Below are 22,763 nucleotides of genomic sequence, written 5' to 3' on the forward strand. Positions count from 1 at the left end.
AGGCATCATGAAATCAGTTGATCATCAGTTCTGGCGCAAGGCGCTATTGGCTCAAGGCGCGACCATTCAGCAGGCGATCAGCAACCTGGATGAGTCGGGCCTGCAGATCGTGTTGGTCGTCTGCCCTGAAGGCCGTTTGCAAGGGAGTGTCACTGATGGCGATGTTCGCCGTGCCCTGCTGCGCGGTCTTGATCTCGGAAGTCCGGTAGACCAGATCATGTTCACCAGTCCATTGGTCGTGCCACCTGAAATGGGCCGCGAAATGGTTTTGCACCTGATGCATGCCAACAAGATTCATCAGGTTCCGATCGTCGACGCCGAGCGTTGTGTGGTGGGCCTGCATTCGTGGGACGAGGTACTTGAGGGCGGCGATCGCGAGAACACCATGGTGATCATGGCTGGCGGTCTGGGCAAGCGCTTGTTGCCGCTCACTGAAGACTGTCCCAAGCCGATGTTGCCGGTCGGCGGCAAACCCATTCTCGAGCTGATCATCGAACGAGCGAAAATGGATGGATTCGTCAACTTTATTGTGTCCGTGCACTATCTGGGACACATGATCGAAGAGTATTTCGGCGATGGCCAGAAATGGGGGGTGAACATCAGTTACCTGCATGAAGACTCCCCCTTGGGGACTGCAGGTGCGATCAGTTTGCTCAACCCTCGGCCTTCGCTACCGTTCGTTGTTACAAATGGTGATGTCCTGACTGATATTCACTACGGCGAGATGCTCGATTTTCATCTCCGACATGGAGCGTTGGCAACAATGGCAGTAAGGCTCCATGAATGGCAGAACCCTTTCGGGGTGATCCGCACTGAGGGCATAAAAATTGTTGGTTTCGATGAGAAACCTGTTTATAGAACTCATGTGAATGCAGGCATTTACGTGCTGGACCCGATCGTGCTCGAAGAGCTGGTTGCGGGCAGCCCGTGCGACATGCCTACCTTGTTTGAACGTGTGCAGCAGAAGGGCGAAAGCACCATCGCCTATCCCATGCATGAGCCTTGGCTGGATGTGGGGCGTCCTGACGACCTGCAGCTGGCGCGTAACAAATATCCTGTTTGATTGTTGATTTTGCAATTGGAGATCGGTTTTGAAAATTGCCCCTAGCTCTTCTGTAGATCTTTCAAGATTCGCCAAGCCGCACGGCGAGCTGGAAGTATTTTATGGGCTGCCGCGCGACGTTAAGTTCTGCAAAATTTGTAACATGTCCAACCAGCAGCCGATGTCGAGTAACGAGTATGCACATAGCAATAGCTCGACCAAGACGACCCTGAGTTTTGACGAACATGGTGTCTGTCATGCTTGCAATTTCAACAAGCTGAAGGAAGACGGCGAAATCGATTGGGACGAGCGCGAGCGCGAACTGATCGAACTGTGCAATCGATACCGCAAGAATGACGGTAGCTACGACTGCATCGTTGGTGGTAGCGGCGGTAAAGACAGCGCCATGCAGTCCCACCTGTTGAAGTACAAGTACGGGATGAATCCGCTGACTGTTACCTGGTCGCCACACCTGTACACCGACATCGGTTGGAAAAACTTCCAGAACTGGCTGCACGTGGGTGGGTTCGACAACTTCCTCTACACCCCCAACGGCAAGATTCACCGTCTGTTGACCCGCAACGCAACGATCAATCTGTTGCACCCCTTCCAGCCCTTCATCCTCGGGCAGAAGACCTTCGTTGCCAAAATGGCTGCCAAACTGAACATTCCGCTGATTTTCTACGGGGAAATGCCTGGCGAGTACGGTGAGAAAATCTCTCACAAGACCTCCAGCTATGCTGCTGCCGGCGAGGCTGTAGAAAGCGAAGGTTTCTCCCTCGACTACCTGGGTGGCAAGGATATCCGTGATGTCTTCCTGGGCGGCCAGGCAATCGGCCAGTACCTGGATGAAGGCGTTCCGATGGTCGACCTGGTCAGCTACCTGCCTATGGAACCGGACGTGCTCCATAAAAAGGGCATCGACTTCAAGTACCTGGGCTACTACAAGAAGTGGGTTCCACAGGAAGCCTACTACTACGCAGTAGAGCACACCGGTTTCGAGGCCAACCCGGTTCGTACCGAAGGTACCTACTCGAAGTACAACAGCCTTGACGACAAGGTCGACGGCTTCTTCTATTTCACCCGCTGGATCAAGTTCGGCGTGGGCCGTGCGATGATGGATTCCGCACAGGAAATCCGCAACCATCACATTGACAAACAAGAAGCGATGGCGCTGATGCAGCGTTACGAGGGTGAATACCCTTCGCGTTATGAAAAAGAGTTCCTGGACTACATCAGCATGACCCGGGAAGGGTTCCTGGCGACCTGCGATCGTTTCCGTTCTCCTCACCTGTGGCATGTTGTCGACGGTGAGTGGAAGCTGCGTTACACACCTTGGAACCCTGCTGCATGAGCAATACGCGATTGATAGCCCGCCTTGATGTAAAGGGGGCTAACCTGATCAAGGGTATTCACCTGGAAGGGTTGCGCATCATCGGTTCGCCCAACGAGCATGCCCTGCGTTACTACGAGCAGGGCATCGATGAGCTCATCTACATGGATTGTGTTGCGAGCCTGTATGGTCGCAACAGCCTGGGTGAACTGATTCAGAAGACTGCGCAGAATGTGTTCATCCCGATGACTGTCGGTGGTGGCGTGCGTTCGGTCGAAGATGTTGCCCACCTGCTGCGTTGTGGCGCGGACAAAGTCGCTGTCAACACAGCGGCTGTGGCCAATCCTCAGTTGATCAGCGAGATTGCCCGCCGCTTTGGCAGCCAGTGCATGGTTCTCTCGATCGAGGCAAAGCGCATGGCTTCCGGTCGTTGGGAGGTGTTTACCGACAATGGCCGGGAAAGCACCGGGCGGGATGTTGTGCAGTGGGCTCGTGAAGCCGCTGCGCTCGGCGCAGGAGAAATTCTGCTGACCTCGGTTGACCAGGAGGGCACCCGTAAGGGGTTCGACCTGCAACTGATTCAAGCCGTCACCGAGACGGTCAGCATTCCCGTAATCGCCAGCGGCGGCATGGGCAGTGCCCAGCATGCCGTGGAAGCGGTACGCGGTGGCGCGGATGCGGTGGCAATGGCTGACATTCTGCACTACAACCGGGCTTCCCTGAGCGATATCCGCAAAGACGTTTCGGCTGCTGGAATCCGGGTGCGCATGTATGAGTAATGTAGTAACTGTTGTTGATTACGGCGTAGGCAACCTGTTCAGCGTCCAGCGGGCGCTTGAGCATTGTGGTGCTACGGTCAGGCTGGTTTCCGACCCTGAAGACCTCAAGCATGCCTCCAAGGTCTTGCTGCCAGGCGTAGGGGCGTTCGCTGATGCGATGTGCGAGTTGTCCAGCAAGGGTATGGATCAGGCTATCAAGGCGTATGCGGCTTCGGGCGCACCGCTCTTTGGTATTTGCTTGGGTATGCAGATGCTGCTTGATAGCAGCCACGAATTCGGCTGCTCCGAAGGGTTGGGGCTGATTGCCGGTAGCGTTGAGCCTATCCCGACCCAGGACAAGTCCGGGGCACTCCTGAAGGTCCCGCATATCGGTTGGTCCAGCCTGTCCTACCCCCAGGGGCGCAGCTCCTGGGAGGGCACCTTGCTGGACGCGATCGAACCTAACAACAGCGACGTGTACTTCGTGCATTCATACATGGCCGTACCGAGTTCATCAGCGCATCGTATTGCCGATTGCCAATATGGCGATACGGCGGTTGCTGCGGTGATTGGCAGGGATAACGTCTGGGGCGCGCAGTTCCATCCGGAAAAAAGCGGCAAGGTCGGTCTTTCAATGTTGCGCAATTTTGTGACCTTGAAATGAAGATCCTTGGCATTGTACCTGCCAGGGGCGGATCCAAGCGGTTGCCTGGCAAGAACATCAAAGTTCTTGGTGGGCGACCGCTTATCGCCTGGACCATCGAGGCGGCGCTGCAGAGCCAGGTCATTGGCGACGTTGTTGTTTCGACAGATGATCCTGCCATCGCCAAGGTTGCCACACAGTATGGTGGAACTGTGCCGGGCCTGAGGCCTGAGCATCTAGCCACCGATACAGCGACCAGTGTTGATGTGGTCATTCACGTACTCGATGAATATGAGGCTGTGCATGGTAGTGTCGACGGGGTCATGTTATTGCAACCCACCTCGCCATTTCGCAGTGCAGAGTCAATTCGTCGAGCGGTATCGCTGTTTCAGGCGGATGTCTCGCGTCCGGTAGTCAGTGTGTGTGCAGCCAGTACCCATCCTGCCTGGTGCTTCAGGCTGGAAAGCGACAGCATGGAGCCTTTTTTGGGCTGGGAGCATCTATCCAGGCGCTCTCAGGACCTTGAATCTGCTTTCACGCTCAGTGGTTCGATCTACCTTGTGGCGCCCAGTGTGCTGCGTGAGCAGCGGCGCTTCGTATGCCCAGGGACAGTGCCATTGGTGGTCGCTGAAAACTGCGAGTCGTTGGATATTGATACGCCCGAGGATTGGGACGTTGCATTGCGCTGCCTGGATCAACGGATAGTTGTCCCCTCAAGTGATCTGCTGGGTGTAGGCGAGAAAGCCTGATTCCATGTATTGACTGGCTGTTGCGCTAGGCAATGCAGGAACCGGGCAGTTTTCGGTCAAGCGCTGGCGCCCGTCTCCGGGGCTTTGGGAGAAAGCCCACATGAACTGGCCGGCGCACTGTCCGGCATTCATGTAAGCGGCTCGAGTGCTGATCAAGTGCGTTACTAGGTGTTCGAAGAGATTATGGAAGAACTACGTGCTTTACTGCTGGCGCTGCCACGGCGGCGCAAACGTCTGCTGCAAATCGCTGTCGATACCCTGGTGGTCTGGATAGCGTTATGGTTGGCTTTTGTTGTACGTCTGGGCATCGATGAATTCGCCGACCCGGTCCGGGATCATTTCTGGTTGTTTGCCGTGGCACCGATCGTGGCCATTCCCCTGTTCATGTACTTCGGCATGTATCGGGCGGTGATGCGCTACTTCGGCAACGATGCCCTGATCGCAATCTTCAAGGCGGTCAGCCTTTGCTCGTTGATCTTGGGGGTTATCGTCTACTGGTACAGCAACCACCAGAATATCGTTCCACGTTCGATCATCTTCAATTACTGGTGGCTGAGCCTGGTGATGGTGGGCGGGCTGCGCCTGGCAATGCGTCAGTACTTTCTCGGGGACTGGTTCGCAGCAGCCCAGCATGTTCCCTTCACCAATCGCGACAACGGTTTGCCCAAGGTTGCCATCTATGGTGCCGGGGCGGCGGGCAATCAACTGGTTGCCGCGCTACGTATGGGGAAGGTCATGCGCCCCGTTGCATTCATCGACGATGATGCCAGCATCGCTGATCGGGTCATCTCCGGATTAACGGTCTATTCGCCTGACAAGATCAGGAAAATGTTCGATGTGACGGGGGCCGAGGAGGTACTGTTGGCCATTCCGTCTGCCACGCGCGGGCGGCGGCGTGAAATCCTCGGGTTTCTCGAGGGGCTGTCGCTTCACGTCAGAAGTATTCCCGGCTTCATGGACCTGGCTAGCGGTCGGGTCAAGGTTGATGACTTGCAGGAGGTCGATGTCGCCGACTTGCTAGGGCGTGATGCCGTGCCTGCGCAAGAGGATTTGCTTGAGCATTGTGTGCGTGGCAAATCGGTGCTGGTGACAGGGGCGGGCGGTTCCATCGGCTCGGAGTTGTGTCGGCAGATTCTTGTGCTCAAGCCCAAAGTGCTTCTGTTGTTCGAGCACAGTGAGTTCAACCTGTACAGCATCCTTTCGGAATTGGAGCAGCGCATCGCGCGTGAGTCGCTATCGATCAGGCTGTTGCCGATCCTTGGCTCGGTGCGCAACCAGGCGCAGTTGCTGGATGTCATGAATGTTTGGCGAGTCGATACGGTTTACCATGCTGCCGCCTACAAGCATGTACCGATGGTCGAACACAACGTCGCCGAGGGCATTCTGAACAATGTGATTGGTACCTTGTGTGCTGCTCAGGCTGCTCTGCAAGCGCAGGTGGCGAACTTCGTGCTTATTTCTACCGACAAGGCGGTTCGTCCGACCAATGTCATGGGAAGTACCAAGCGTCTGGCGGAAATGACGCTGCAGGCATTGAGTCGGGAGTTGGCGCCTGTTCTGTTCGAAGACGGCAACAATGTCTCCCACGTCAACAAGACGCGCTTTACCATGGTTCGTTTCGGGAATGTGCTTGGGTCTTCCGGCTCGGTGATTCCACTGTTCCACAAGCAGATCAAGTCCGGTGGGCCGCTGACGGTGACTCACCCGAAGATTACCCGCTATTTCATGACCATACCCGAGGCCGCGCAGTTAGTGATTCAAGCCGGCTCGATGGGGCAGGGCGGGGATGTCTTCGTGCTGGACATGGGGGAACCGGTGAAGATCGTCGAACTGGCCGAGAAGATGGTCCATCTGTCGGGCCTGAGTATTCTTTCGGAAACCAACCCGCGCGGTGATATCGCCATTGAGTTCACGGGATTGCGGCCTGGCGAAAAGCTCTATGAAGAGCTGTTGATTGGCGACAACGTGGTGTCGACCCTTCATCCCATGATCATGAGTGCGCAAGAGGATTATCTTGGCTGGGAGTGTCTGAAGGAGCGCTTGGCTGCACTGAAGGCGGCGTTGAAGCAGGACGACTACACGCGTGTTCGGCAGTTATTGCGGGAAACGGTGAGTGGTTATACGCCGGATGATGAAATTGTCGACTGGATTTACCAGCAGCGCCGTCAGGAGCCCTGAGGCAGGCCACGTGCACAGTCCGGGGCGGATAACCCCGGACTGTGCAGGATTTCAAGGTAGCTGGTGAGCTGCCAGGTTTGTGCTGGTTCTGGGCAATTCAATCGCACTGAGTCTTCCATCAGGAAATGAACAGCCGGTATCCAAGTACACGACATTACCCAATTGCAGTATCTGTGGCACGGTAGAGTGCCCCACGTAAAGTGTTTCAATGCCGGCAATCGGTGTGGGGTCCTGGCGCGTAATCTTGCCTCTCGAGTACATGGCCTGTTGCCGGGCCGCGAGCTGTGTAGCGGGCTCTTCCGAATAGAGCAGGGCTATGGCGTCAGGCCATCCCAGGCGATCTTCCCAGCAAGGGGATTCGGCATGAATTATGCCGATTTTACGCCCATTCTGCAGGGCAACCTCAATCGCTAAGGGCATGCTGAGCAGCGCCTCGGCGATCTGCTGTTGATGCGCTTCGGGCAGGCTGTAAAACCAGGCGCCACCATTTCGCGCATGTCTTGCTGCGTCACCCTGGCCAGCTACATGATCAAGCACCATCTGCTCATGATTGCCGCGTACTGCATGGAACCATGGATAGCTGAGCCAGCGTACCACCTGCTCTGAGCAGGGGCCGCGGTCGATCAGGTCGCCTGTACAGAATACGCGGTCATGGTTGGAGCAAAAATGGAGTTCTGCCAACAGATTCTCTAGTAGGTCAAAGCAACCATGAATGTCACCAACGATGAAATCTCGTCCTTTGCTGTTGGCGTCAAAGGCGTGGAGATGATGATTGGGGGAGGAACTGTGCAATTCGGTGCTCTTGCTAGCGAGGGCGTTGTCAAACGGGATTCGGGCGAGAGCTTAGCAGGATCGAGCGTGCCAGATAAGTCCCGCTAGCCTGGCGCTTGGCAAGCTACTGGCATCCTGCCTTTAAGCAGTATCGATGTGAAAAATCTAATCTTATCTATGCCTTTCTTTATATTTTTCACATCTTGTTTGAATCTGTTTTGCCCTTGCAGTGGCCGTAAGTCCGTTGAACCGCTAGGTTTGCAGGGCAGCCAAGGAAATGCTGCCTTTGAATGCACACACCATGGAGTGAACTATCATGCGCAACGCGTACCTCGCATCACTGCTGTTGGCTTTCTTCGCGTTATTCTCCGTGCCGGCCCTGGCGACCAATACGGCCAGCGAAGTGTCGGTTCCTGCTGCTGGGGTATCAGTGTCAATTGTCGACTTGAACAGTGCCGATGTGGCCACCTTGCAGTCGTCGCTCACCGGGGTAGGCCGACTCAAGGCTGAAGCGATTGTCGCCTATCGTGAACAGCACGGCGCCTTCGCCTCGGTGGATGAGCTACTGGAAGTCAAGGGAATCGGAAAGGCGTTACTGGAGCGCAATCGCGAGAAGTTGAGCATCAAGTAAGTTGAAACAGGGCGGGCCGGTGTATCGTCAAGGCCCGCTTTGCATTGCCAGGCCGGGTTACCTGTCTATCTATCCTGAGCGTCCTTTGCGTCTGCCTCGGCATTGCGCTCTCGCACACGCTTGAGTTGTTCCTCTGTCAGCGGCAATTTTTTCGCCGTGTCACGTAGCACCATCAGCCCACCAACGATCGAACCGATCGCCACCAGCAAGATCAACCAAGCATACCAGGGCATGAAATTCTCCTTTCTACGGTAAGCGGGGCCGCGCCTGAACATTCGAGTGAGCGCATTGGTCATTGCTTCAAGTATAGGTCTGGCACCGTCCAGGAGCTAATTCGCGATCACCGGCCCCCGTTGTGCCGCCGCATCGTTTACAATGCGCGCCGATTTCGACTTGCCTTGAGAGCCCGACCATGTCCGCCTGCCAGACGCCCATCATCGTCGCCCTGGATTTCCCTACCCGTGACGCCGCCCTGAAGCTGGCCGATCAGCTTGATCCTGCCCTGTGCCGGGTCAAGGTCGGTAAGGAGCTGTTCACCAGCAGCGCGTCAGGTATTGTCGAAACGCTGTGCGCCAAGGGCTTCGAGGTGTTCCTCGATCTGAAATTCCACGACATTCCCAACACCACTGCCATGGCCGTTAAAGCCGCTGCGGAAATGGGCGTGTGGATGGTCAATGTCCATTGCTCCGGTGGTCTGCGCATGATGGCCGCCTGCCGAGAGGTGCTAGCCCAGCGTAGCGGCCCACAGCCGCTGCTGATCGGCGTGACCGTGCTGACCAGCATGGAGCGTGAAGACCTGGCCGGCATCGGCCTGGATATCGAGCCGCAGGAGCAGGTGCTGCGCCTGGCCGCGTTGGCCGAGAAGGCCGGGATGGACGGCTTGGTGTGTTCTGCACTGGAAGCACCTGCGCTGAAGGCCGCGCATCCGTCGCTGCAACTGGTCACTCCGGGTATCCGCCCGGCCGGCAGCGCCCAGGATGACCAGCGCCGCATCCTCACTCCGCGCCAGGCCCTGGACGCCGGTTCCGACTACCTGGTGATCGGCCGCCCGATCAGCCAGGCCGCCGATCCGGCCCAGGCGCTGGCGGCGGTGGTCGCCGAAATCAGGGCTTAAGCACCAGCTTGCCGAAATTTTCCCCGCTGAACAGCTTCAACAGCGTCTCGGGGAAGGTTTCCAGCCCTTCGACCACGTCTTCCTTGCTCTTCACTTTGCCGGTTGCCAGCCAGCCGGCAATCTCCTGCGCCGCCTTGCCGTAGTGGGCGGCATGGTCCATCACCACAAAGCCTTCCATGCGCGCACGGTTGACCAGCAGTGACAGGTAGTTGGCCGGGCCTTTGACCGCCTGCTTGTTGTACTGGCTGATGGCGCCGCAGATCACTACCCGCGCCTTGAAGTTCAAGCGGCTGAGCACTGCATCAAGGATGTCGCCGCCGACGTTGTCGAAGTAGACGTCCACACCTTTCGGGCATTCACGCTTGAGTCCTTCGAGCACATCCTCGGCCTTGTAGTCGATGACGCCGTCGAAGCCCAGTTCGCCCTTCAGATACTGGCATTTCTCTGCGCCACCGGCGATACCCACCACCCGGCAACCTTTGATCTTGGCAATCTGCCCGGCAATGCTACCCACCGCACCGGCGGCACCGGAGATCACCACGGTTTCACCTTCCTTGGGGGCGCCGACGTCGAGCAGGGCGAAGTAGGCAGTCATGCCGGTCATGCCCAGGGCGGACAGGTAGCGCGGCAGCGGTGCGAGTTTCGGATCGATCTTATAGAAGCCCTGAGGTTCACCGACAAAGTAGTCCTGCACACCGAGGGCACCACTGACGTGGTCGCCGACGGCAAAGCCCGGGTGTTTCGAGGCGATCACTTCGCCCACGCCCAAGGCACGCATAACTTGGCCAAGACCCACTGGGGGGATGTACGACTTGCCTTCGTTCATCCACCCGCGCATGGCAGGATCGAGGGACAAGTAGAGGGTTTTCACCAGCACTTGGCCTTCACCAGGTTCGCTGACCGGTATCTGTTCAAAGTTGAAGTCGTCACGGTTGACTGCCCCGATCGGACGTTTGGCGAGCAAGAAACGGCGGTTGGTCTTGGCGGTCATAACAGGGCTCTCGAGTGAAAGGCAAAGCTTGTTGATAGACCCTTACAGGCATTCCGGCAAGGTTTACCCGCTTGGCGAATGCATCATGATCCACACGCGTGATTCAGGCTTACCCAGATAATCACCCGAACCGATACCTCTTCAACTGGCAACCTGATGATGCTGCCAATCCATGCCGCTGGCTGCATAGACTCCAGGCCACTGACCTCACTTTGTTGCAGGAGCTAGCGATGAGCATGACTTTTTCTGGTCGGGTTGCCCTGGTCACCGGGGGCGCGACGGGTATTGGCCGGGCAACGGCCCTGGCCTTTGCCGCCGAAGGATTGAAGGTGGTGGTGGCCGATCTGGACGCTGCAGGTGGTGAGAGTACGGTCGAGCTGATCCGCGCTGCTGGGGGAGAGGCTTTGTTCGTAGCCTGCAACGTTACTCGCGAGGCTGATGTGCAGCGGTTGCTGGCTTGCACGGTCGAGGCTTACGGTCGCCTCGACTATGCCTTCAACAATGCCGGCATCGAGATCGAGCAGGGGCGTCTGGCCGAGGGTAGCGAAGCAGAGTTCGATGCGATCATGGGCGTCAACGTCAAGGGGGTGTGGCTGTGCATGAAGCACCAGTTGCCGTTGTTGCTGGCCCAGGGCGGCGGCGCCATCGTCAATACCGCGTCGGTGGCCGGGCTCGGAGCGGCGCCGAAGATGAGTATCTACAGCGCGTCCAAGCATGCGGTGATCGGCCTGACCAAGTCGGCGGCTATCGAGTACGCCAAGAAGAAAATCCGGGTTAACGCAGTGTGCCCGGCGGTGATCGATACCGATATGTTCCGCCGCGCCTACGAGGCCGATCCGCGCAAGGCCGAGTTTGCGGCAGCCATGCATCCAGTGGGGCGTATCGGCAAGGTCGAGGAGATCGCCAGTGCTGTGCTGTACCTGTGCAGCGATGGAGCCGCGTTCACTACTGGCCAGGCCCTGGCGGTGGACGGTGGCGCTACAGCTATCTGACTTACCAGCGCGACTTTAACTTACCCTCGAGAAACACTGCGCGTCGGTCTTTACGGCCGACGTGTTCATGCTTGCTGAGCTGATAGCAGTGCTTGAAACGCTCTCGGTCGACGTCGGGATAGTGAGTCAGCGCGGCATCGACCAGTTCGTCGTAGCGGGCTTCGGTGATAAAGCGGTAGATCCCCCGGAAATAGAAGTAGCCGAACTGAAAACCGAGGGTCTCGTTGATAAAGGCTGTCGGCCGACAGAAACAGTTTTCCAGGTCGATGGCCTTAGCCGGACCTGGAAACTCGTCGGGAACCATCACGTTGGCAGCCCACAGGTCCATATGGCTGATGCCTTGCTGGTGCAGCGAGCGCAGCAGTTCGAAGGCGCTGGCAATTAGCGTTTCGACCTGCTTCGGGTTGGCGTTGACCCACTGCCAGCCATCGGTATGACCTGTGAACAACTCAGTGATAATGAAGAAGTCATCCATCAGGCCCAGGCGACCCCTGGAATAGCCAAAGCCAATCAACGGCGCAACACGGGCACCGCGTTTGTGCGCTTCGGCGGTATTGACCAGCTCTTCAATAACCCAGTCATTCAAGTCTTGGCGTTTGACGCTACCGAAGGCCACGCGTAGCTTTTTTTTCAGCGAGTCCAGTTGCTGGCGTTTGGCGAACAGGGCGCTTTGGGGGCAATCGAGCGGTGCGCTGACGCGCTTGGCCGAGCGCTTCTGTTCTACGAGGCGCTGCAAGGCCTGAGTGGTGAAGGTGGCGGGAGGTGTCTTGAAATGTAGTGTGGAACGACGGTGGTTGAGTGTGTAGGAAAACTCGTTCACCAAGTCTTTGCATCCACCCGTCACTGCACACGTCCATATGTCAAAATGCCATCGTCAAACAAATGTAACATTTCCTACATTTTTTTACATTTTTTACGACTTATTTTACTGCCGAAAGTCGCTGACTCTTCAGAGCGTACTGGGGTGGCTTCGCAACTGCTGGCCCTGCCGTAACAGGCGTGCGCCAACCAACAGGCAGCCAACCAGCAAGCCGGCACCAAATACCAGTAGGGCAACCCTGGAACCCAGATGATCGGCCAGCAGCCCGGTGAAGATCACTGGCAGGCTGAAGCCCAGGTAAGCGAGGAGGAAGAAGCCTGCGCTGGCGCGGGTTTTCTCTGCTCCGGCCAGTGTATTCACAGCCGACAACCCGCCGAGATAGACAAAGCCATAGCAGGCGCTGCTGGCGGCCACTGTGCCCAGCAGCACGACTAGAAGCTGACCGCTGTCGGCACCCCAGGCCAGCAGCACATAGCTGCAGGGCAATACCATCAGGCCAAGCAAGGTCGCTCTGGCGGGCTCCATACGCCGGGCCAGTGGTTGGAACAACAGGCCACAACTGATCACGCAGAATGTTGAGAACCCCGACCAGCTGGCCAGACCGTGCTGCTTGAGGATCGACGGCAGCAAGGCGATGACCAAACCGACGCAGGCCCAAGCCAGGAGAATCGCCAGGCCATAAGGCAGGCTGCCAGCGGGGTAGCAGGGCAGGCGTAGCCACGCGCCGCGGGTATCACGACGTTGATCGGGAAGGCGCCAGACCGCCAGCAGGGCCAGGCCAGCCAGCAGCAGATGCAGGTAAAAGCTCTCAGGTGCCAGGCTCGGCCCACGCAACAGGAACAGACTGGTCACTGCGGCGCCCAGCCCAAAGCCCAGTGAAGTGCTGGCAGTGACCCAAGTGGCCGCACGCTGGTTATCGCCGTTGGGCATCAGCTCACTCATGTAGGCTGTGCCGGTCGCCGAGGCCAGCGCTGTACCGACGCCTAGCAGTAGGCGCGCCAGGCCAAGTGTTTCCAAGGTTGGCACCAGCAACATCAACAGGGTGGCGAGTATCGACAAACCCAGGGCGACAATGATCAACGGCCGCCGCCCAACCCGATCCGCCAGGCCGCCCAGCAGCAACAGCACCGGTACCACACCCACGACATAAGCTGAAAAAGCCACCGCCGTGGCGGCGGCGCCTCTTCCGGATAGCTCGGCATAGGCAGTGTAAAGCGGCGCCTGCAGGTTGACCGCGAAAGTGATCAGGCACAGGGCAAAGGCCAGCAGGGCAGGGGAACGCTGGATGGGCATGGAGAGCTCCTTGTCGATGCTGCGACTATCCGGCGATCACGAGGGGCTCACAAGGCACACTGCCCGAGGATTTGTGATTAACTGTTCGGACGAAATTTACGAACACTTTAGCCATGAACCTGACACTTGACCGCCGATCGTCCACGCCACTGGTACAGCAGCTCGCGGATCAGCTGCAGGACTGGATCGAACACCAGCGCCTGCGTCCCGGCAGTCGTTTACCATCGATCCGCCAACTTGCGCGCGAGCAGGGCGTCAGTCAGTCATGCGTGATCGAGGCCTATGACCGGTTGGTGGCAGCGGGTTTGCTGGAGGCCAGGCATGGCGCCGGTTTTTTTGTCGCCGAATACCGTCTAAGTGCTCCCTTGGTTGACCAGCCATTTCGCGATGAAGCCTTCGGCAATCGCTGGCAGCAGTTCAGCGACGGCCAGGCCGACCTGCTCAATCTGTGTTGCGGCTGGGTGCCTTCCAGTTGGCGTGCTACCGAGGCGATCGCCCAGGCTGTGCGTCAAGTCAGCCGCGGGCCGCTGGAAGATCTGATCGACTACTGTCCACCCTTGGGCTTGGCCAGTTTGCGCAGCCAGTTGCACAAGGGGCTGGCGCAGATCGGTATCCAGGTCAGCCCACAGCAGATCCTCACGACCCAGGGTGCCAGCCATGGCCTCGACCTGCTGGTGCGCACCCTGCTCAAGCCCGGCGACAAGGTTCTGGTGGAAAGTCCGGGGTACTACAACCTGTACAACCTGCTGCGCCATCATCAGATCGAAATGCTGCAGATGCCGCGTACCGCCTGTGGCCCGGACTTGCAGGCAGTGGAAGCGCTGCTCAAGCGCCACCGTCCGCGTTGCCTGTACATCAACAGCCTGTATCACAACCCCACCGGCAGCAGCCTGGCCCCCAAGATGGCTTATCGCTTGCTGGAGCTTGCCCGCGAACATGACGTACAGATCATCGAGGACGATATTTACGCCGACTTCCAGGACGGTGCGGTAACACGCCTGGCCACCCTGGATGCCGAGCAGCGGGTGATTTACCTCGCCAGTTTCTCCAAGACCCTGAGCAGCTCGTTGCGCAGTGGTTACCTGGTGGCCGAGCCTGCACTGGTCGCCCGTCTGGCCGAACTGAAGATGGTCGCGGGGCTCGGGACTTCCCGATTCACCGAACAAGTGGTGGCACAGATGCTGGCCAGTGGTACTTACCGCAAAAGCGTGGCGCGCCTGCGTCTGCGCCTGGCGCAGCACATGGCCAAGGCGCTGGGACAACTTGAGGTCAGCGGTTGGCAGGTATTCACCGAGCCTTACGGCGGTATGTTTGTCTGGGCGCGGTGCCCAGGCTGGGATTTTGCTGCACTCAATCGAGAAGCCTTGGCCTGTTCGGTGCTGCTGGCGCCGGGCAGTGCATTTGATCCGCAGGGAGCGGCGAGTGACTGGTTGCGGATCAATGTCGCCTATGTTCAGGACCAACGCGCCCAGGCGTTTTTTCTGCGCACAAGGCGACCTCCGCCATCCTGAAAGCGACGCCTCTGTAGCCTTTTGCCATTATTCCGACGCCAGCATCTTGTGCCAGCACCGGCGCCATTGCCACTCTGCGGCATTGAGTCGTTGCCGGGTGAGTGGGGGGAGGTGCAATGAGTTCGGTCAAGCGTGGTTTTTTTGCCAACCTGGGCATGGCGCGTAAGTTGGGCCTGGGCTTTGCCTTGGTCTTGCTGCTGACCGCCGTGGTGGCGATCTGCGGCGTTGCCGCGTTGCACAGCGTCAGCCTGCGATTTGGGGGGCTCAAGCAGATGACGGCGCTCAATGCCGAGGTACTCAAGGTACGTTTGCAGGAACAAGCCTTTACCCTGCGCTCCGATCCCAAGGCCGTGGAGGCGCTGCATCAAGGGGTAGAGGGATTGCTGGCGCAGGCACGAGGTCTGCCGCAATTGGCCGGTAGTGGTGTGGAACAGGCGTTGAACGATTATCGCCAGGCTTTCGATCAGTTCGTCGAGCTGACCCAGTCCAAGGAGCTGGCACTGGACATGGCCAGTTGGTCGGTGTCGAGCGTCGCCAATAATCTCGACGTGCTGCAGGCAGGGCTTGCTGACGACGGCACCTACACCCTCAAGGATACCCAGGGCCAGCAAGGCGCCGAGTTTGTCGAGCAGGCCGGACAGGTTGCCCAGGTGGCCAGGTTGATGCTCCAGGCCATGGATGAGGCGCGGCTGCGTCTGGAGCAGAACCGCAAAGGCGCCGAGGATGCCCGTCAGGGCCGCATTGAGCAGACCGAGCAGGCGGCCACCCTGGTCGAGCAGCTCAAGACCGGCGTCAGTGATGTTGGCTACCAGACCGTTCTCAATGAGGTCAGTGGCCATATCGCCAGCTTCAGTGAAAAGCTGGGGGAATACACTGACTTGCTGGGGCGCGAGCAGCAACTCAAGCAGCAGCTGCAGCAGCGGGCCGAGCAGGTCAGTGCTCAGGTCGATCAGGCCTATGGCGCCGAAGACCAGGCCATGCAGCTCCAGCTCAAGCGCAACGCGCTGTCGATTCTGCTGGCGTCATTGTTGGCACTGGTGGTTGGGGTGGTTGCAGCCTGGCTGATCACGCGCGCGGTGGTCGGGCCGCTGCGGCAGGTGATCGGTCGCGCCGAGCAGATTGCCGCCGGCGATCTGAGTGGTGACATCCGTGTCGGGCGCCGCGACGAAGTTGGCCAGCTTATGCAAGCCATGCAGCAAATGGGCTCAGGGTTGAGCAGCATTGTCAGTGGTCTGCAGAAGGGTATCGAGCAGTTGGCGAGCAATGCTCAGTCGCTGTCGGCGGTGACCGAACAGACCACCCGTGAGGTCAGCAGCCAGAAGGAAGAAACCGAGCAGGTGGCCACCGCTATGCAGCAGATGACCGCCACCGTCCATGATGTCGCGCGCAATGCCGAAGAGGCTGCACAAGCTGCCCAGGCAGCAGACGACAGGGTCGGCAGTGGTCAGCAAGTGGTGCGCCAGAGCCTGCAACGAATTGAACAATTGGCTAGCGCTGCCGAGTCGGCCAGCCAGGGTATCGAAAGCCTCAGTGCCGAAATCCAGACCATTGGAACAGTGCTGGAGGTGATCAAGAGTGTCGCCGAACAAACCAACTTGCTGGCGCTCAACGCCGCCATCGAGGCGGCTCGCGCCGGGGAGCAGGGCCGTGGCTTTGCCGTGGTGGCCGATGAGGTGCGCGCTTTGGCCCGGCGTACTCAGCAGTCAACCGAGGAGATCGAGCGCCTGGTGAGCAGCCTGCGCAGCAGTGCCCAGGCCTCGGTAGCGCAGATTCAGGGCAGTAGTGAATTGGTCAAGCTGGCGGTGACCGATGCCCTGCAAACCGAAAGCGCCCTGGGCAGTATTGCCGCAGCGGTGTCGTTGATCCAGCAGATGAATCAGCAGATCGCCGCAGCGGCCGAAGAGCAGAGCTCGGTGGCCGAGGAAATCAACCGCAGCGTCACCCAGATTCGCAGCAGTGCCGATCAGTCGGCGCTGGCCATGCAGGGCAATGCCAGCTCGAGTGTCGAGCTGGCGCAGTTGGGCAGTGATCTCAGGGGCATGGTGGGGCATTTCAAGTTGTAGAGGGTCACCGTCGCTCCCACAGGTTTTATACGCCCTTGCGCCAGTTGAGGATCATCAGCGTCAACACCCCAGCGACAATCCCCCAGAACGCCGAGCCGATGGAGAACAGGGTAAAGCCCGACGCGGTGACCATGAAGGTGATCAACGCCGCTTCGCGTTCCTTGGCTTCATTCATGGCAACCGTCAGGCCGTTCATGATCGAGCCGAACAGCGCCAGGGCGGCAATCGATAGCACCAGCTCCTTGGGCAAGGCGGCGAAGAGGGCGGCCAGGGTGGCGCCGAAAACCCCGGCGATGCCATAGAACACCCCGCACCAGACCGCTGCGGTATAGCGCTTGTTCGGGTCTTCATGGGCGTGCGGGCCGGTACAGATGGCCGCGCTGATCGCCGCCAGGTTGATGCCGTGGGAACCGAAGGGTGCCAGCACCAGCGAGGCCAGGCCGGTCACCGAGATCAGCGGTGAGGCGGGCACCTGGTAACCGTCGGCACGCAGCACGGCAACGCCGGGCATGTTCTGCGAGGTCATGGCGACCACGAACAGTGGAATGCCGATGCTGATAGTGGCCGCCAGGGAAAAGCTCGGGCTGGTCCACACCGGGGTTGCCACCTCCAGGCTGAAGCCGCTGAAATCCAGCAAGCCCATGGCGCCGGACAACACGGTACCCACCAGCAATGCGGCGAGCACCGCATAACGCGGCGACAGGCGCTTGATGATCAGATAGCTGAAGAACATCCCCAGCACCAGCGCGGTGCGGTGCTGGGCGGCGATGAAAATTTCGCTGCCGATCTTGAACAGGATACCGGCCAGCAACGCTGACGCCAGTGACGCCGGGATGCGTTTGACCAGGCGCTCGAAGCTGCCGGTCATTCCGCAGATCACCACCAGCACCGCGCAGGTGATGTAGGCGCCGATGGCTTCGCCGTAGCTGACCCCGCCAAGGCTGGTGATCAGCAGTGCGGCACCCGGGGTTGACCAGGCCACTGTCACCGGCGTGCGATAGCGCAGCGACAGGCCAATGCTGCACACTGCCATACCGATCGACAGGGCCCAGATCCACGATGAGATTTGCGCACTGGTCAAACCGGCCGCCTGGCCGGCCTGAAACATCAGGACCAGGGAGCTGGTGTAGCCGGTCAGCATGGCGATAAAACCTGCGACCACGGCCGAGGGCGAGGAGTCAGCCAAAGGGCGCAGTTGCGCGGAAGCGGCATCGGGCATGGGGCAATCCTTGTACTAGGTGTAAGCAGATTTTGCAGACTAACGTGCAGGTCTCCCATCCTTGCCATACAGCAGGCATTGCATTTAGCCGTACAGTCGCCAACTATGGGGGCGGGTACGTTTCAGCCATTGAATGGGGGGAGTGATGTACAAGGTTTACGGTGATTACCAGTCGGGCAACTGCTACAAGGTCAAGCTGATGCTGCACTTGCTTGATCTGCCCTATGAATGGCACTTAGTGGATATTCTCAAGGGCGAGACGGAAACCCCGGCGTTCCTGACAATGAACCCCAATGGCAAGGTGCCGGTGCTGGAGCTTGAAGACGGCACCTACTTGTGGGAATCCAACGCGATCCTGAACTTTCTCGCCGATGGCAGCGAATTCCTGCCCACCGAGCCACGCTTGCGTACCCAGGTACTGCAGTGGCAGTTCTTCGAGCAGTACAGCCACGAACCGTACATTGCCGTGGCGCGCTTCATCCAGTTTTACCTGGGACTGCCGCAAGGGCGTCTGGAGGAGTACAAGACCCTGCACAAGGGGGGCTACAAGGCCTTGCGGGTAATGGAGAAGCAGCTGCAGCTAACGCCTTACCTGGTCGGTGACCGTTACTCGATTGCCGATGTCGCGTTGTACGCCTACACCCATGTTGCCCAGCAGGGTGGTTTTGACCTGGACGAATACCCGGGCATCCAGGCATGGTTGGAACGGGTAGCCAGCCATCCACGTCATGTGACGATGATCGGCTGATCGATCAGGCGGTAAACCGCTTGTTGAGGTAGTCGATGATCACCTTGGATTCATACATCCAGGTGGTCTTGCCGTCTTCTTCAATACGCAGGCACGGCACTTTGATCTTGCCGCCTTCATTGAGCAGCGTCTGGCGATCCTGTTCGTTGTTCTTTGCATCGCGCAGGGCCACCGGCACGTTCAGGCGGTGCAGGGTGCGGCGGGTTTTCACGCAGAACGGGCAGGCGTGGAACTGATACAGACTCAGGCCCTTGGCCTGTTGTTCGACCTGACCCTGGGCTGCCGGGTCACGCTTGAGCTTGGCCGGGCGACTGACCCAGTCCAGGAACACGATCAACTGGCCGAGGCCGACACGCAGAGCTTTGACGATCATGACAACTCCTCAGAATGAAAAAAGCCGACCACCAGGGGTCGGCTTGCAAGCATGCCCGATTACTTGATCAGGCTGAGAAACTCGCTGCGGGTCGCGGCATTTTCGCGGAACTCGCCGAGCATCACCGAGGTGATCATGGTCGAGTTCTGTTTTTCCACACCGCGCATCATCATGCACATGTGCTTGGCTTCGATGACCACCGCCACGCCCAGGGCGCCGGTGACCTTCTGGATCGCCTCGGCCACTTGGCGGCTGAGGTTTTCCTGGATCTGCAGGCGACGTGCGTACATGTCGACGATCCGCGCAACCTTGGACAAGCCCAGGACCTTGCCATCGGGAATGTAGGCAACATGGGCCCTGCCGATGAATGGCAGCATATGGTGTTCGCACAGCGAGTACAGCTCAATGTCCTTGACCAGGACCATTTCGCTGTTATCGGAGCTGAACAGTGCGCCGTTGGTCACTTCTTCCAGGGTTTGCTCATAACCGCGGCAAAGGTACTGCATGGCCTTCGCAGCCCGTTTGGGCGTTTCGAGCAGGCCCTCGCGGGAGACGTCCTCGCCGAGCTGGCCGAGGATCGCGGTGTAGTTCTGTTCCAGTGTCACAGGGGCTGATTCCATAAGGGTTTCAGAGGGGTACTGTTTCAGTCTGTACCGATTTTGTACCAATCAGCTTGCTTTCAAGCTTACCGCGCTCGCTCCAGTCCGTGCCGGATTTGATCCATCGGGTGTAGGTCGACAAGAGCATGCTATGACCCAACTGATTGGCTATAAACGCAGGGCTCATACCCGCCATGAGGCACATAGTAGCGTATGTATGTCGGCAGTTGTATTGCCGGCTGGCGCGAATCTTCAGTTCGGTCCGCGCAGCATGGACGTCCTTGTCGGTCGCACTGGCCCGCTGGATCTACTCAACGTTCTTGGCCGGCGGGAAACGAAGGCTGGCTCAGGATGCTTTCCGGGGCTCTGCCGGTTGCGCTGGCGAGCCACCTTTTCGGCCTCTGCAGTAGGTATAGAGCCGGGCTGTTGAGCTTCAAGCAACGCATCAGCCGACGTGGGAACTGCCACGGAACGGTTAATTCGCAGCCTGAAAACGGAGTGGGTGCCGACAGCGGGCGACATGAGCGCTTCGCCGGCGCCGAGGAAAACTGACGCAGTGCCGGGGATCAGTTGGGTATTACTGGAAGAGGTTGTCACGATGACAAGTGCCGCCTTCGATACGTGCCAACCGCAGCCCTGACGCCCTTACCTCTGATTGAACAAGTCGTGAAGTTTAGTTAGGATGCAGGGTTTTAAGGGTGTTTAATTGCCTCGGCGTCCCGGGGTGATTGCTGAATATCAAACAACATATACAAAGAAAATAACAATATGGCAGCTCTGCAGTCTCACCTGCTACACACGAAGTACCGCCCGGATATAGACGGCCTCAGAGCAATAGCAGTACTCTCGGTGGTGGCATTTCATGCTTTTCCAGATGTCTTAAAGGGCGGGTTTATTGGTGTAGATATATTCTTTGTAATATCAGGGTTTTTAATTACAACCATTATCTTTGAAAATCTGGAGCGAGGGACTTTCAGTTTTGCAGTGTTCTACGCTCGGCGCATAAAGAGGATTTTTCCTGCGCTGCTTATTGTATTGGTTGCATGCTATGTGTTCGGCTGGTTTACATTGCTTGCCAATGAATACAGGCAGCTAGGGAAGCACCTCGCGGCAGGTGCCAGCTTTTCCTCGAATTTTATTCTTTGGGGCGAGGCCGGCTATTTTGATAGTTCCGCAGAGGCAAAGCCACTGTTGCACTTGTGGAGCTTGGGCATTGAGGAGCAATTCTACATTTTCTGGCCAGTTTTACTTTGGTTGGCCTGGCGGTGTAAATTAAATTTTCTTGCCCTGACCTTTCTTATTGCTTGCGTGTCTTTCTACCTCAACACGAAAGGCGTCGAAAAAGATTCAGCCGCCACGTTTTTCTCACCCCAGACCCGGTTCTGGGAGTTGTTATGTGGAAGCTTGTTGGCCTGGGCAGCACTATACAAACAGGTCGCATTCGCCACCTTCAGATCAAAGATAGATGGCTGGCTGGCCTCGCGTAGCGATCATGCAATGCGGGAAGCTCATGGGAAAAAAGCATCCGAACTGCTCTCGCTCTTCGGTTCGGTTCTGCTGGCTTATGGTTTCTGGCAAATCAGTAAAGAGTCAATATTTCCTGGGAACTGGGCTGTCCTGCCAGTCTTGGGTGCTGTTCTCATCATCGCCGCCGGCCCTCAAGCCTGGGTCAACCGCACCCTGTTGTCGAGCAGATTGGCCGTAGGGTTTGGATTGATTAGTTTTCCGCTCTATCTATGGCACTGGCCACTGCTATCGTTTGCAAGAATTGTTGAAGGCGAGATGCCAAACGTCAGCATTCGGTTGGTAGTGGTTCTTCTGTCGATTGTCCTTGCCTGGCTTACGTACAAACTAATTGAGCGTCCAGTGCGGGTAGGGAAGAATAACAAGCACATGGTTGCGGTACTTGTTACTTTAATGGGCACTGTCGGCATCTCAGGTTACTTCACGTTCACAGAGAATGGGCTTCCGTATCGGGCATACCATCAACGCTTTTCCAGTTATGCCAACAGTATCAAAGTTCCCGAGCGAGCCTCAGAGTGCTTTGAAATACCTTATGCCTACAAAAAGTCAGAGGGTTGGTATTGCAATCTGGGGAAAAAAGATGCACCTGTCAAGTACTTTGCTTATGGTGACAGTCATGCATTAAGCATGGTGCCTGCTCTCGATAAGCTCGGCGAAGATAGTGAGGTGAGGGTCCAGTTTACCGGCACATCAGGATGCCCATCGCTTCTCGGAATCCAATCCATGCGCGGTGATGCGGGGATAGAGAAATACAATTGCCGAGCACTCAATGAACGGGTTTTCAATCATGTCAAGACCCAAGAAATCGAAAATGTCATCCTGATAAATCGATGGAATTATTACACGGGTTCCATCTCAAGGCCTGCAGAGTTAAATCTTATTTCTAGAAGTGAAGAGGTTCCGATAAGTAAAGAAACCTCTGCCAAAGATTTTGCCTGGGCGGTGCAAAATACTGTCGAGCGTTACAAAAGCATCGGTGTTAACGTCATATTGGTTGAGGATAACCCTCAGCAGCTGCGCGAGCCGAATGAGGTTTTGCGGAAAGGGTTTGCTTCCGATGAGCACTATCTGAAATTTTCCGTTCAACGAGATGAGCACCTCAATAACCAGAAATCTGTGAACGACATCATTCGCGCTCAAGGGGTGAAAGTCATTAATTTTGATGAGGTTTTATGTGGGGGTAAAATTTGCCCTTTGGTGAAAAACTCAAAATTCCTTTATTCGGATGATGATCATTTAAGTGTCGAGGGCGCGCTCAATATATACCCAATTTTAGCGAGAGACCTCGTGAACTAATGTTTTCAACGGACGTCATGCTCGCTTGCGCCGGGAAGTCGTTCTGGCGAGACGGAAAGTCAGCCCAACGGCGAGCATGGCCGTCCATACAGCGTCACCGGTCAACCATGAATAA

General features: G+C 57.6%; 21 protein-coding genes and 1 pseudogene. 14 read left to right on the forward strand and 8 right to left on the reverse strand.

Annotated elements, in window-relative coordinates; all coding sequences use genetic code 11:
• Positions 1-7 precede the first annotated feature (7 nt).
• From ACRESH_RS07110 to ACRESH_RS07135, 6 genes are all read left to right on the forward strand, one after another.
• The gene (locus tag ACRESH_RS07110) at positions 8-1,063 is read left to right on the forward strand and encodes a nucleotidyltransferase family protein (RefSeq protein WP_431741300.1); all 1,056 of its coding nucleotides are present in this window, start codon (positions 8-10) and stop codon (positions 1,061-1,063) included.
• 28 nt (positions 1,064-1,091) lie between these two features.
• Complete coding sequence (locus ACRESH_RS07115; protein ID WP_431741301.1) at positions 1,092-2,396, forward strand: N-acetyl sugar amidotransferase; 1,305 nt, start codon at positions 1,092-1,094, stop codon at positions 2,394-2,396.
• On the forward strand, positions 2,393-3,154 hold the full coding sequence (gene hisF / locus ACRESH_RS07120) for an imidazole glycerol phosphate synthase subunit HisF (protein WP_431741302.1): 762 nt from the start codon (positions 2,393-2,395) through the stop codon (positions 3,152-3,154). Before ACRESH_RS07115 ends, hisF begins: the two co-directional genes overlap by 4 nt.
• Positions 3,147-3,797: an imidazole glycerol phosphate synthase subunit HisH gene (hisH, locus tag ACRESH_RS07125; protein ID WP_431741303.1), complete on the forward strand. Its 651-nt coding sequence runs from the start codon at positions 3,147-3,149 to the stop codon at positions 3,795-3,797. Before hisF ends, hisH begins: the two co-directional genes overlap by 8 nt.
• Positions 3,794-4,525 carry a cytidylyltransferase domain-containing protein gene (locus tag ACRESH_RS07130; protein WP_431741304.1) on the forward strand — a complete coding sequence of 244 codons (732 nt, stop codon included), beginning with the start codon at positions 3,794-3,796 and terminating at the stop codon, positions 4,523-4,525. The genes hisH and ACRESH_RS07130 overlap by 4 nt, the downstream gene beginning before the upstream one ends.
• A 183-nt stretch (positions 4,526-4,708) precedes the next feature.
• Positions 4,709-6,703 (forward strand): polysaccharide biosynthesis protein, encoded by a 1,995-nt coding sequence (locus tag ACRESH_RS07135; RefSeq protein ID WP_431741339.1) that lies wholly within the window; start codon positions 4,709-4,711, stop codon positions 6,701-6,703.
• A 51-nt stretch (positions 6,704-6,754) separates the two neighbouring features.
• On the opposite strand, the gene ACRESH_RS07140 is transcribed toward ACRESH_RS07135, so the two are convergent.
• A complete protein-coding gene (locus tag ACRESH_RS07140) occupies positions 6,755-7,495 on the reverse strand; it encodes a metallophosphoesterase (RefSeq protein WP_431741305.1) in 741 nt (246 codons plus the stop codon).
• A 295-nt stretch (positions 7,496-7,790) separates the two neighbouring features.
• Here ACRESH_RS07140 and ACRESH_RS07145 point away from each other — a divergent pair, with 295 nt between their 5' ends.
• Positions 7,791-8,105 carry a ComEA family DNA-binding protein gene (locus ACRESH_RS07145; RefSeq protein WP_431741306.1) on the forward strand — a complete coding sequence of 105 codons (315 nt, stop codon included), beginning with the start codon at positions 7,791-7,793 and terminating at the stop codon, positions 8,103-8,105.
• A gap of 65 nt (positions 8,106-8,170) precedes the next feature.
• On the opposite strand, the gene ACRESH_RS07150 is transcribed toward ACRESH_RS07145, so the two are convergent.
• Positions 8,171-8,338, reverse strand: coding sequence for a DUF2897 family protein (locus ACRESH_RS07150; protein WP_431741307.1), 168 nt, complete (start codon positions 8,336-8,338; stop codon positions 8,171-8,173).
• 179 nt (positions 8,339-8,517) lie between these two features.
• Between ACRESH_RS07150 and pyrF the strand changes: the two genes are divergently transcribed.
• Positions 8,518-9,219: an orotidine-5'-phosphate decarboxylase gene (gene pyrF, locus ACRESH_RS07155; protein ID WP_431741308.1), complete on the forward strand. Its 702-nt coding sequence runs from the start codon at positions 8,518-8,520 to the stop codon at positions 9,217-9,219.
• Here pyrF and ACRESH_RS07160 read toward each other — a convergent pair.
• Positions 9,209-10,210 (reverse strand): NADP-dependent oxidoreductase, encoded by a 1,002-nt coding sequence (locus tag ACRESH_RS07160; RefSeq protein WP_431741309.1) that lies wholly within the window; start codon positions 10,208-10,210, stop codon positions 9,209-9,211. The two genes, pyrF and ACRESH_RS07160, sit on opposite strands and share 11 nt — an antisense overlap.
• Before the next feature lie 230 nt (positions 10,211-10,440).
• Here ACRESH_RS07160 and ACRESH_RS07165 point away from each other — a divergent pair, with 230 nt between their 5' ends.
• Entirely contained in the window at positions 10,441-11,202 is a 762-nt protein-coding gene (locus tag ACRESH_RS07165) for an SDR family oxidoreductase (RefSeq protein ID WP_431741310.1), read from the forward strand.
• Between the two features lies 1 nt (position 11,203).
• Here ACRESH_RS07165 and ACRESH_RS07170 read toward each other — a convergent pair whose 3' ends face one another.
• Both ACRESH_RS07170 and ACRESH_RS07175 read right to left on the reverse strand, forming a co-directional pair.
• The gene (locus tag ACRESH_RS07170; protein ID WP_431741311.1) at positions 11,204-12,022 is read right to left on the reverse strand and encodes a lipopolysaccharide kinase InaA family protein; all 819 of its coding nucleotides are present in this window, start codon (positions 12,020-12,022) and stop codon (positions 11,204-11,206) included.
• Positions 12,023-12,151: 129 nt separating this feature from the next.
• Positions 12,152-13,315, reverse strand: a complete 1,164-nt coding sequence (locus ACRESH_RS07175) for an MFS transporter (RefSeq protein ID WP_431741312.1) — start codon at positions 13,313-13,315, stop codon at positions 12,152-12,154.
• 113 nt (positions 13,316-13,428) lie between these two features.
• On the opposite strand from ACRESH_RS07175, the gene ACRESH_RS07180 reads away from it, so the two are divergent.
• From ACRESH_RS07180 to ACRESH_RS07190, 3 genes and pseudogenes are all read left to right on the forward strand, one after another.
• The gene (locus ACRESH_RS07180; RefSeq protein WP_431741313.1) at positions 13,429-14,826 is read left to right on the forward strand and encodes a PLP-dependent aminotransferase family protein; all 1,398 of its coding nucleotides are present in this window, start codon (positions 13,429-13,431) and stop codon (positions 14,824-14,826) included.
• Positions 14,827-15,803: 977 nt separating this feature from the next.
• Positions 15,804-16,025 (forward strand): annotated as a pseudogene (locus ACRESH_RS07185) (HAMP domain-containing protein); the annotation flags it as partial.
• A complete protein-coding gene (locus ACRESH_RS07190) occupies positions 16,026-16,889 on the forward strand; it encodes a methyl-accepting chemotaxis protein (protein ID WP_431741340.1) in 864 nt (287 codons plus the stop codon).
• A gap of 25 nt (positions 16,890-16,914) precedes the next feature.
• On the opposite strand, the gene ACRESH_RS07195 is transcribed toward ACRESH_RS07190, so the two are convergent.
• Positions 16,915-18,108: a benzoate/H(+) symporter BenE family transporter gene (locus ACRESH_RS07195; RefSeq protein WP_431741314.1), complete on the reverse strand. Its 1,194-nt coding sequence runs from the start codon at positions 18,106-18,108 to the stop codon at positions 16,915-16,917.
• A 145-nt stretch (positions 18,109-18,253) separates the two neighbouring features.
• Here ACRESH_RS07195 and ACRESH_RS07200 point away from each other — a divergent pair, with 145 nt between their 5' ends.
• Positions 18,254-18,856, forward strand: coding sequence for a glutathione S-transferase family protein (locus ACRESH_RS07200; RefSeq protein ID WP_431741315.1), 603 nt, complete (start codon positions 18,254-18,256; stop codon positions 18,854-18,856).
• A gap of 4 nt (positions 18,857-18,860) precedes the next feature.
• Here ACRESH_RS07200 and ACRESH_RS07205 read toward each other — a convergent pair whose 3' ends face one another.
• Complete coding sequence (locus ACRESH_RS07205; RefSeq protein WP_431741316.1) at positions 18,861-19,229, reverse strand: glutathione S-transferase N-terminal domain-containing protein; 369 nt, start codon at positions 19,227-19,229, stop codon at positions 18,861-18,863.
• A gap of 59 nt (positions 19,230-19,288) precedes the next feature.
• Complete coding sequence (gene folE / locus ACRESH_RS07210; RefSeq protein WP_431741317.1) at positions 19,289-19,834, reverse strand: GTP cyclohydrolase I FolE; 546 nt, start codon at positions 19,832-19,834, stop codon at positions 19,289-19,291.
• Between the two features lie 762 nt (positions 19,835-20,596).
• Between folE and ACRESH_RS07215 the strand changes: the two genes are divergently transcribed.
• Positions 20,597-22,648: an acyltransferase family protein gene (locus ACRESH_RS07215; protein ID WP_431741318.1), complete on the forward strand. Its 2,052-nt coding sequence runs from the start codon at positions 20,597-20,599 to the stop codon at positions 22,646-22,648.
• Positions 22,649-22,763 lie beyond the last annotated feature (115 nt).

The organism is Pseudomonas sp., from assembly GCF_050739775.1.
GTDB lineage: Bacteria > Pseudomonadota > Gammaproteobacteria > Pseudomonadales > Pseudomonadaceae > Aquipseudomonas.

Excerpts from the sequence above, each read along its gene's own strand:
- ACRESH_RS07110 (WP_431741300.1), top strand. The coding sequence starts at position 8 with ATGAAATCAGTTGATCATCAGTTCTGGCGCAAGGCGCTATTGGCTCAA.
- hisF (WP_431741302.1), top strand. The coding sequence starts at position 2,393 with ATGAGCAATACGCGATTGATAGCCCGCCTTGATGTAAAGGGGGCTAAC.
- hisH (WP_431741303.1), top strand. The coding sequence starts at position 3,147 with ATGAGTAATGTAGTAACTGTTGTTGATTACGGCGTAGGCAACCTGTTC.
- ACRESH_RS07130 (WP_431741304.1), top strand. The coding sequence starts at position 3,794 with ATGAAGATCCTTGGCATTGTACCTGCCAGGGGCGGATCCAAGCGGTTG.
- ACRESH_RS07135 (WP_431741339.1), top strand. The coding sequence starts at position 4,709 with ATGGAAGAACTACGTGCTTTACTGCTGGCGCTGCCACGGCGGCGCAAA.
- ACRESH_RS07145 (WP_431741306.1), top strand. The coding sequence starts at position 7,791 with ATGCGCAACGCGTACCTCGCATCACTGCTGTTGGCTTTCTTCGCGTTA.
- ACRESH_RS07150 (WP_431741307.1), bottom strand. The coding sequence starts at position 8,338 with ATGCCCTGGTATGCTTGGTTGATCTTGCTGGTGGCGATCGGTTCGATC.
- pyrF (WP_431741308.1), top strand. The coding sequence starts at position 8,518 with ATGTCCGCCTGCCAGACGCCCATCATCGTCGCCCTGGATTTCCCTACC.
- ACRESH_RS07160 (WP_431741309.1), bottom strand. The coding sequence starts at position 10,210 with ATGACCGCCAAGACCAACCGCCGTTTCTTGCTCGCCAAACGTCCGATC.
- ACRESH_RS07165 (WP_431741310.1), top strand. The coding sequence starts at position 10,441 with ATGAGCATGACTTTTTCTGGTCGGGTTGCCCTGGTCACCGGGGGCGCG.
- ACRESH_RS07175 (WP_431741312.1), bottom strand. The coding sequence starts at position 13,315 with ATGCCCATCCAGCGTTCCCCTGCCCTGCTGGCCTTTGCCCTGTGCCTG.
- ACRESH_RS07180 (WP_431741313.1), top strand. The coding sequence starts at position 13,429 with ATGAACCTGACACTTGACCGCCGATCGTCCACGCCACTGGTACAGCAG.
- ACRESH_RS07190 (WP_431741340.1), top strand. The coding sequence starts at position 16,026 with ATGGGCTCAGGGTTGAGCAGCATTGTCAGTGGTCTGCAGAAGGGTATC.
- ACRESH_RS07195 (WP_431741314.1), bottom strand. The coding sequence starts at position 18,108 with ATGCCCGATGCCGCTTCCGCGCAACTGCGCCCTTTGGCTGACTCCTCG.
- ACRESH_RS07200 (WP_431741315.1), top strand. The coding sequence starts at position 18,254 with ATGTACAAGGTTTACGGTGATTACCAGTCGGGCAACTGCTACAAGGTC.
- ACRESH_RS07205 (WP_431741316.1), bottom strand. The coding sequence starts at position 19,229 with ATGATCGTCAAAGCTCTGCGTGTCGGCCTCGGCCAGTTGATCGTGTTC.
- ACRESH_RS07215 (WP_431741318.1), top strand. The coding sequence starts at position 20,597 with ATGGCAGCTCTGCAGTCTCACCTGCTACACACGAAGTACCGCCCGGAT.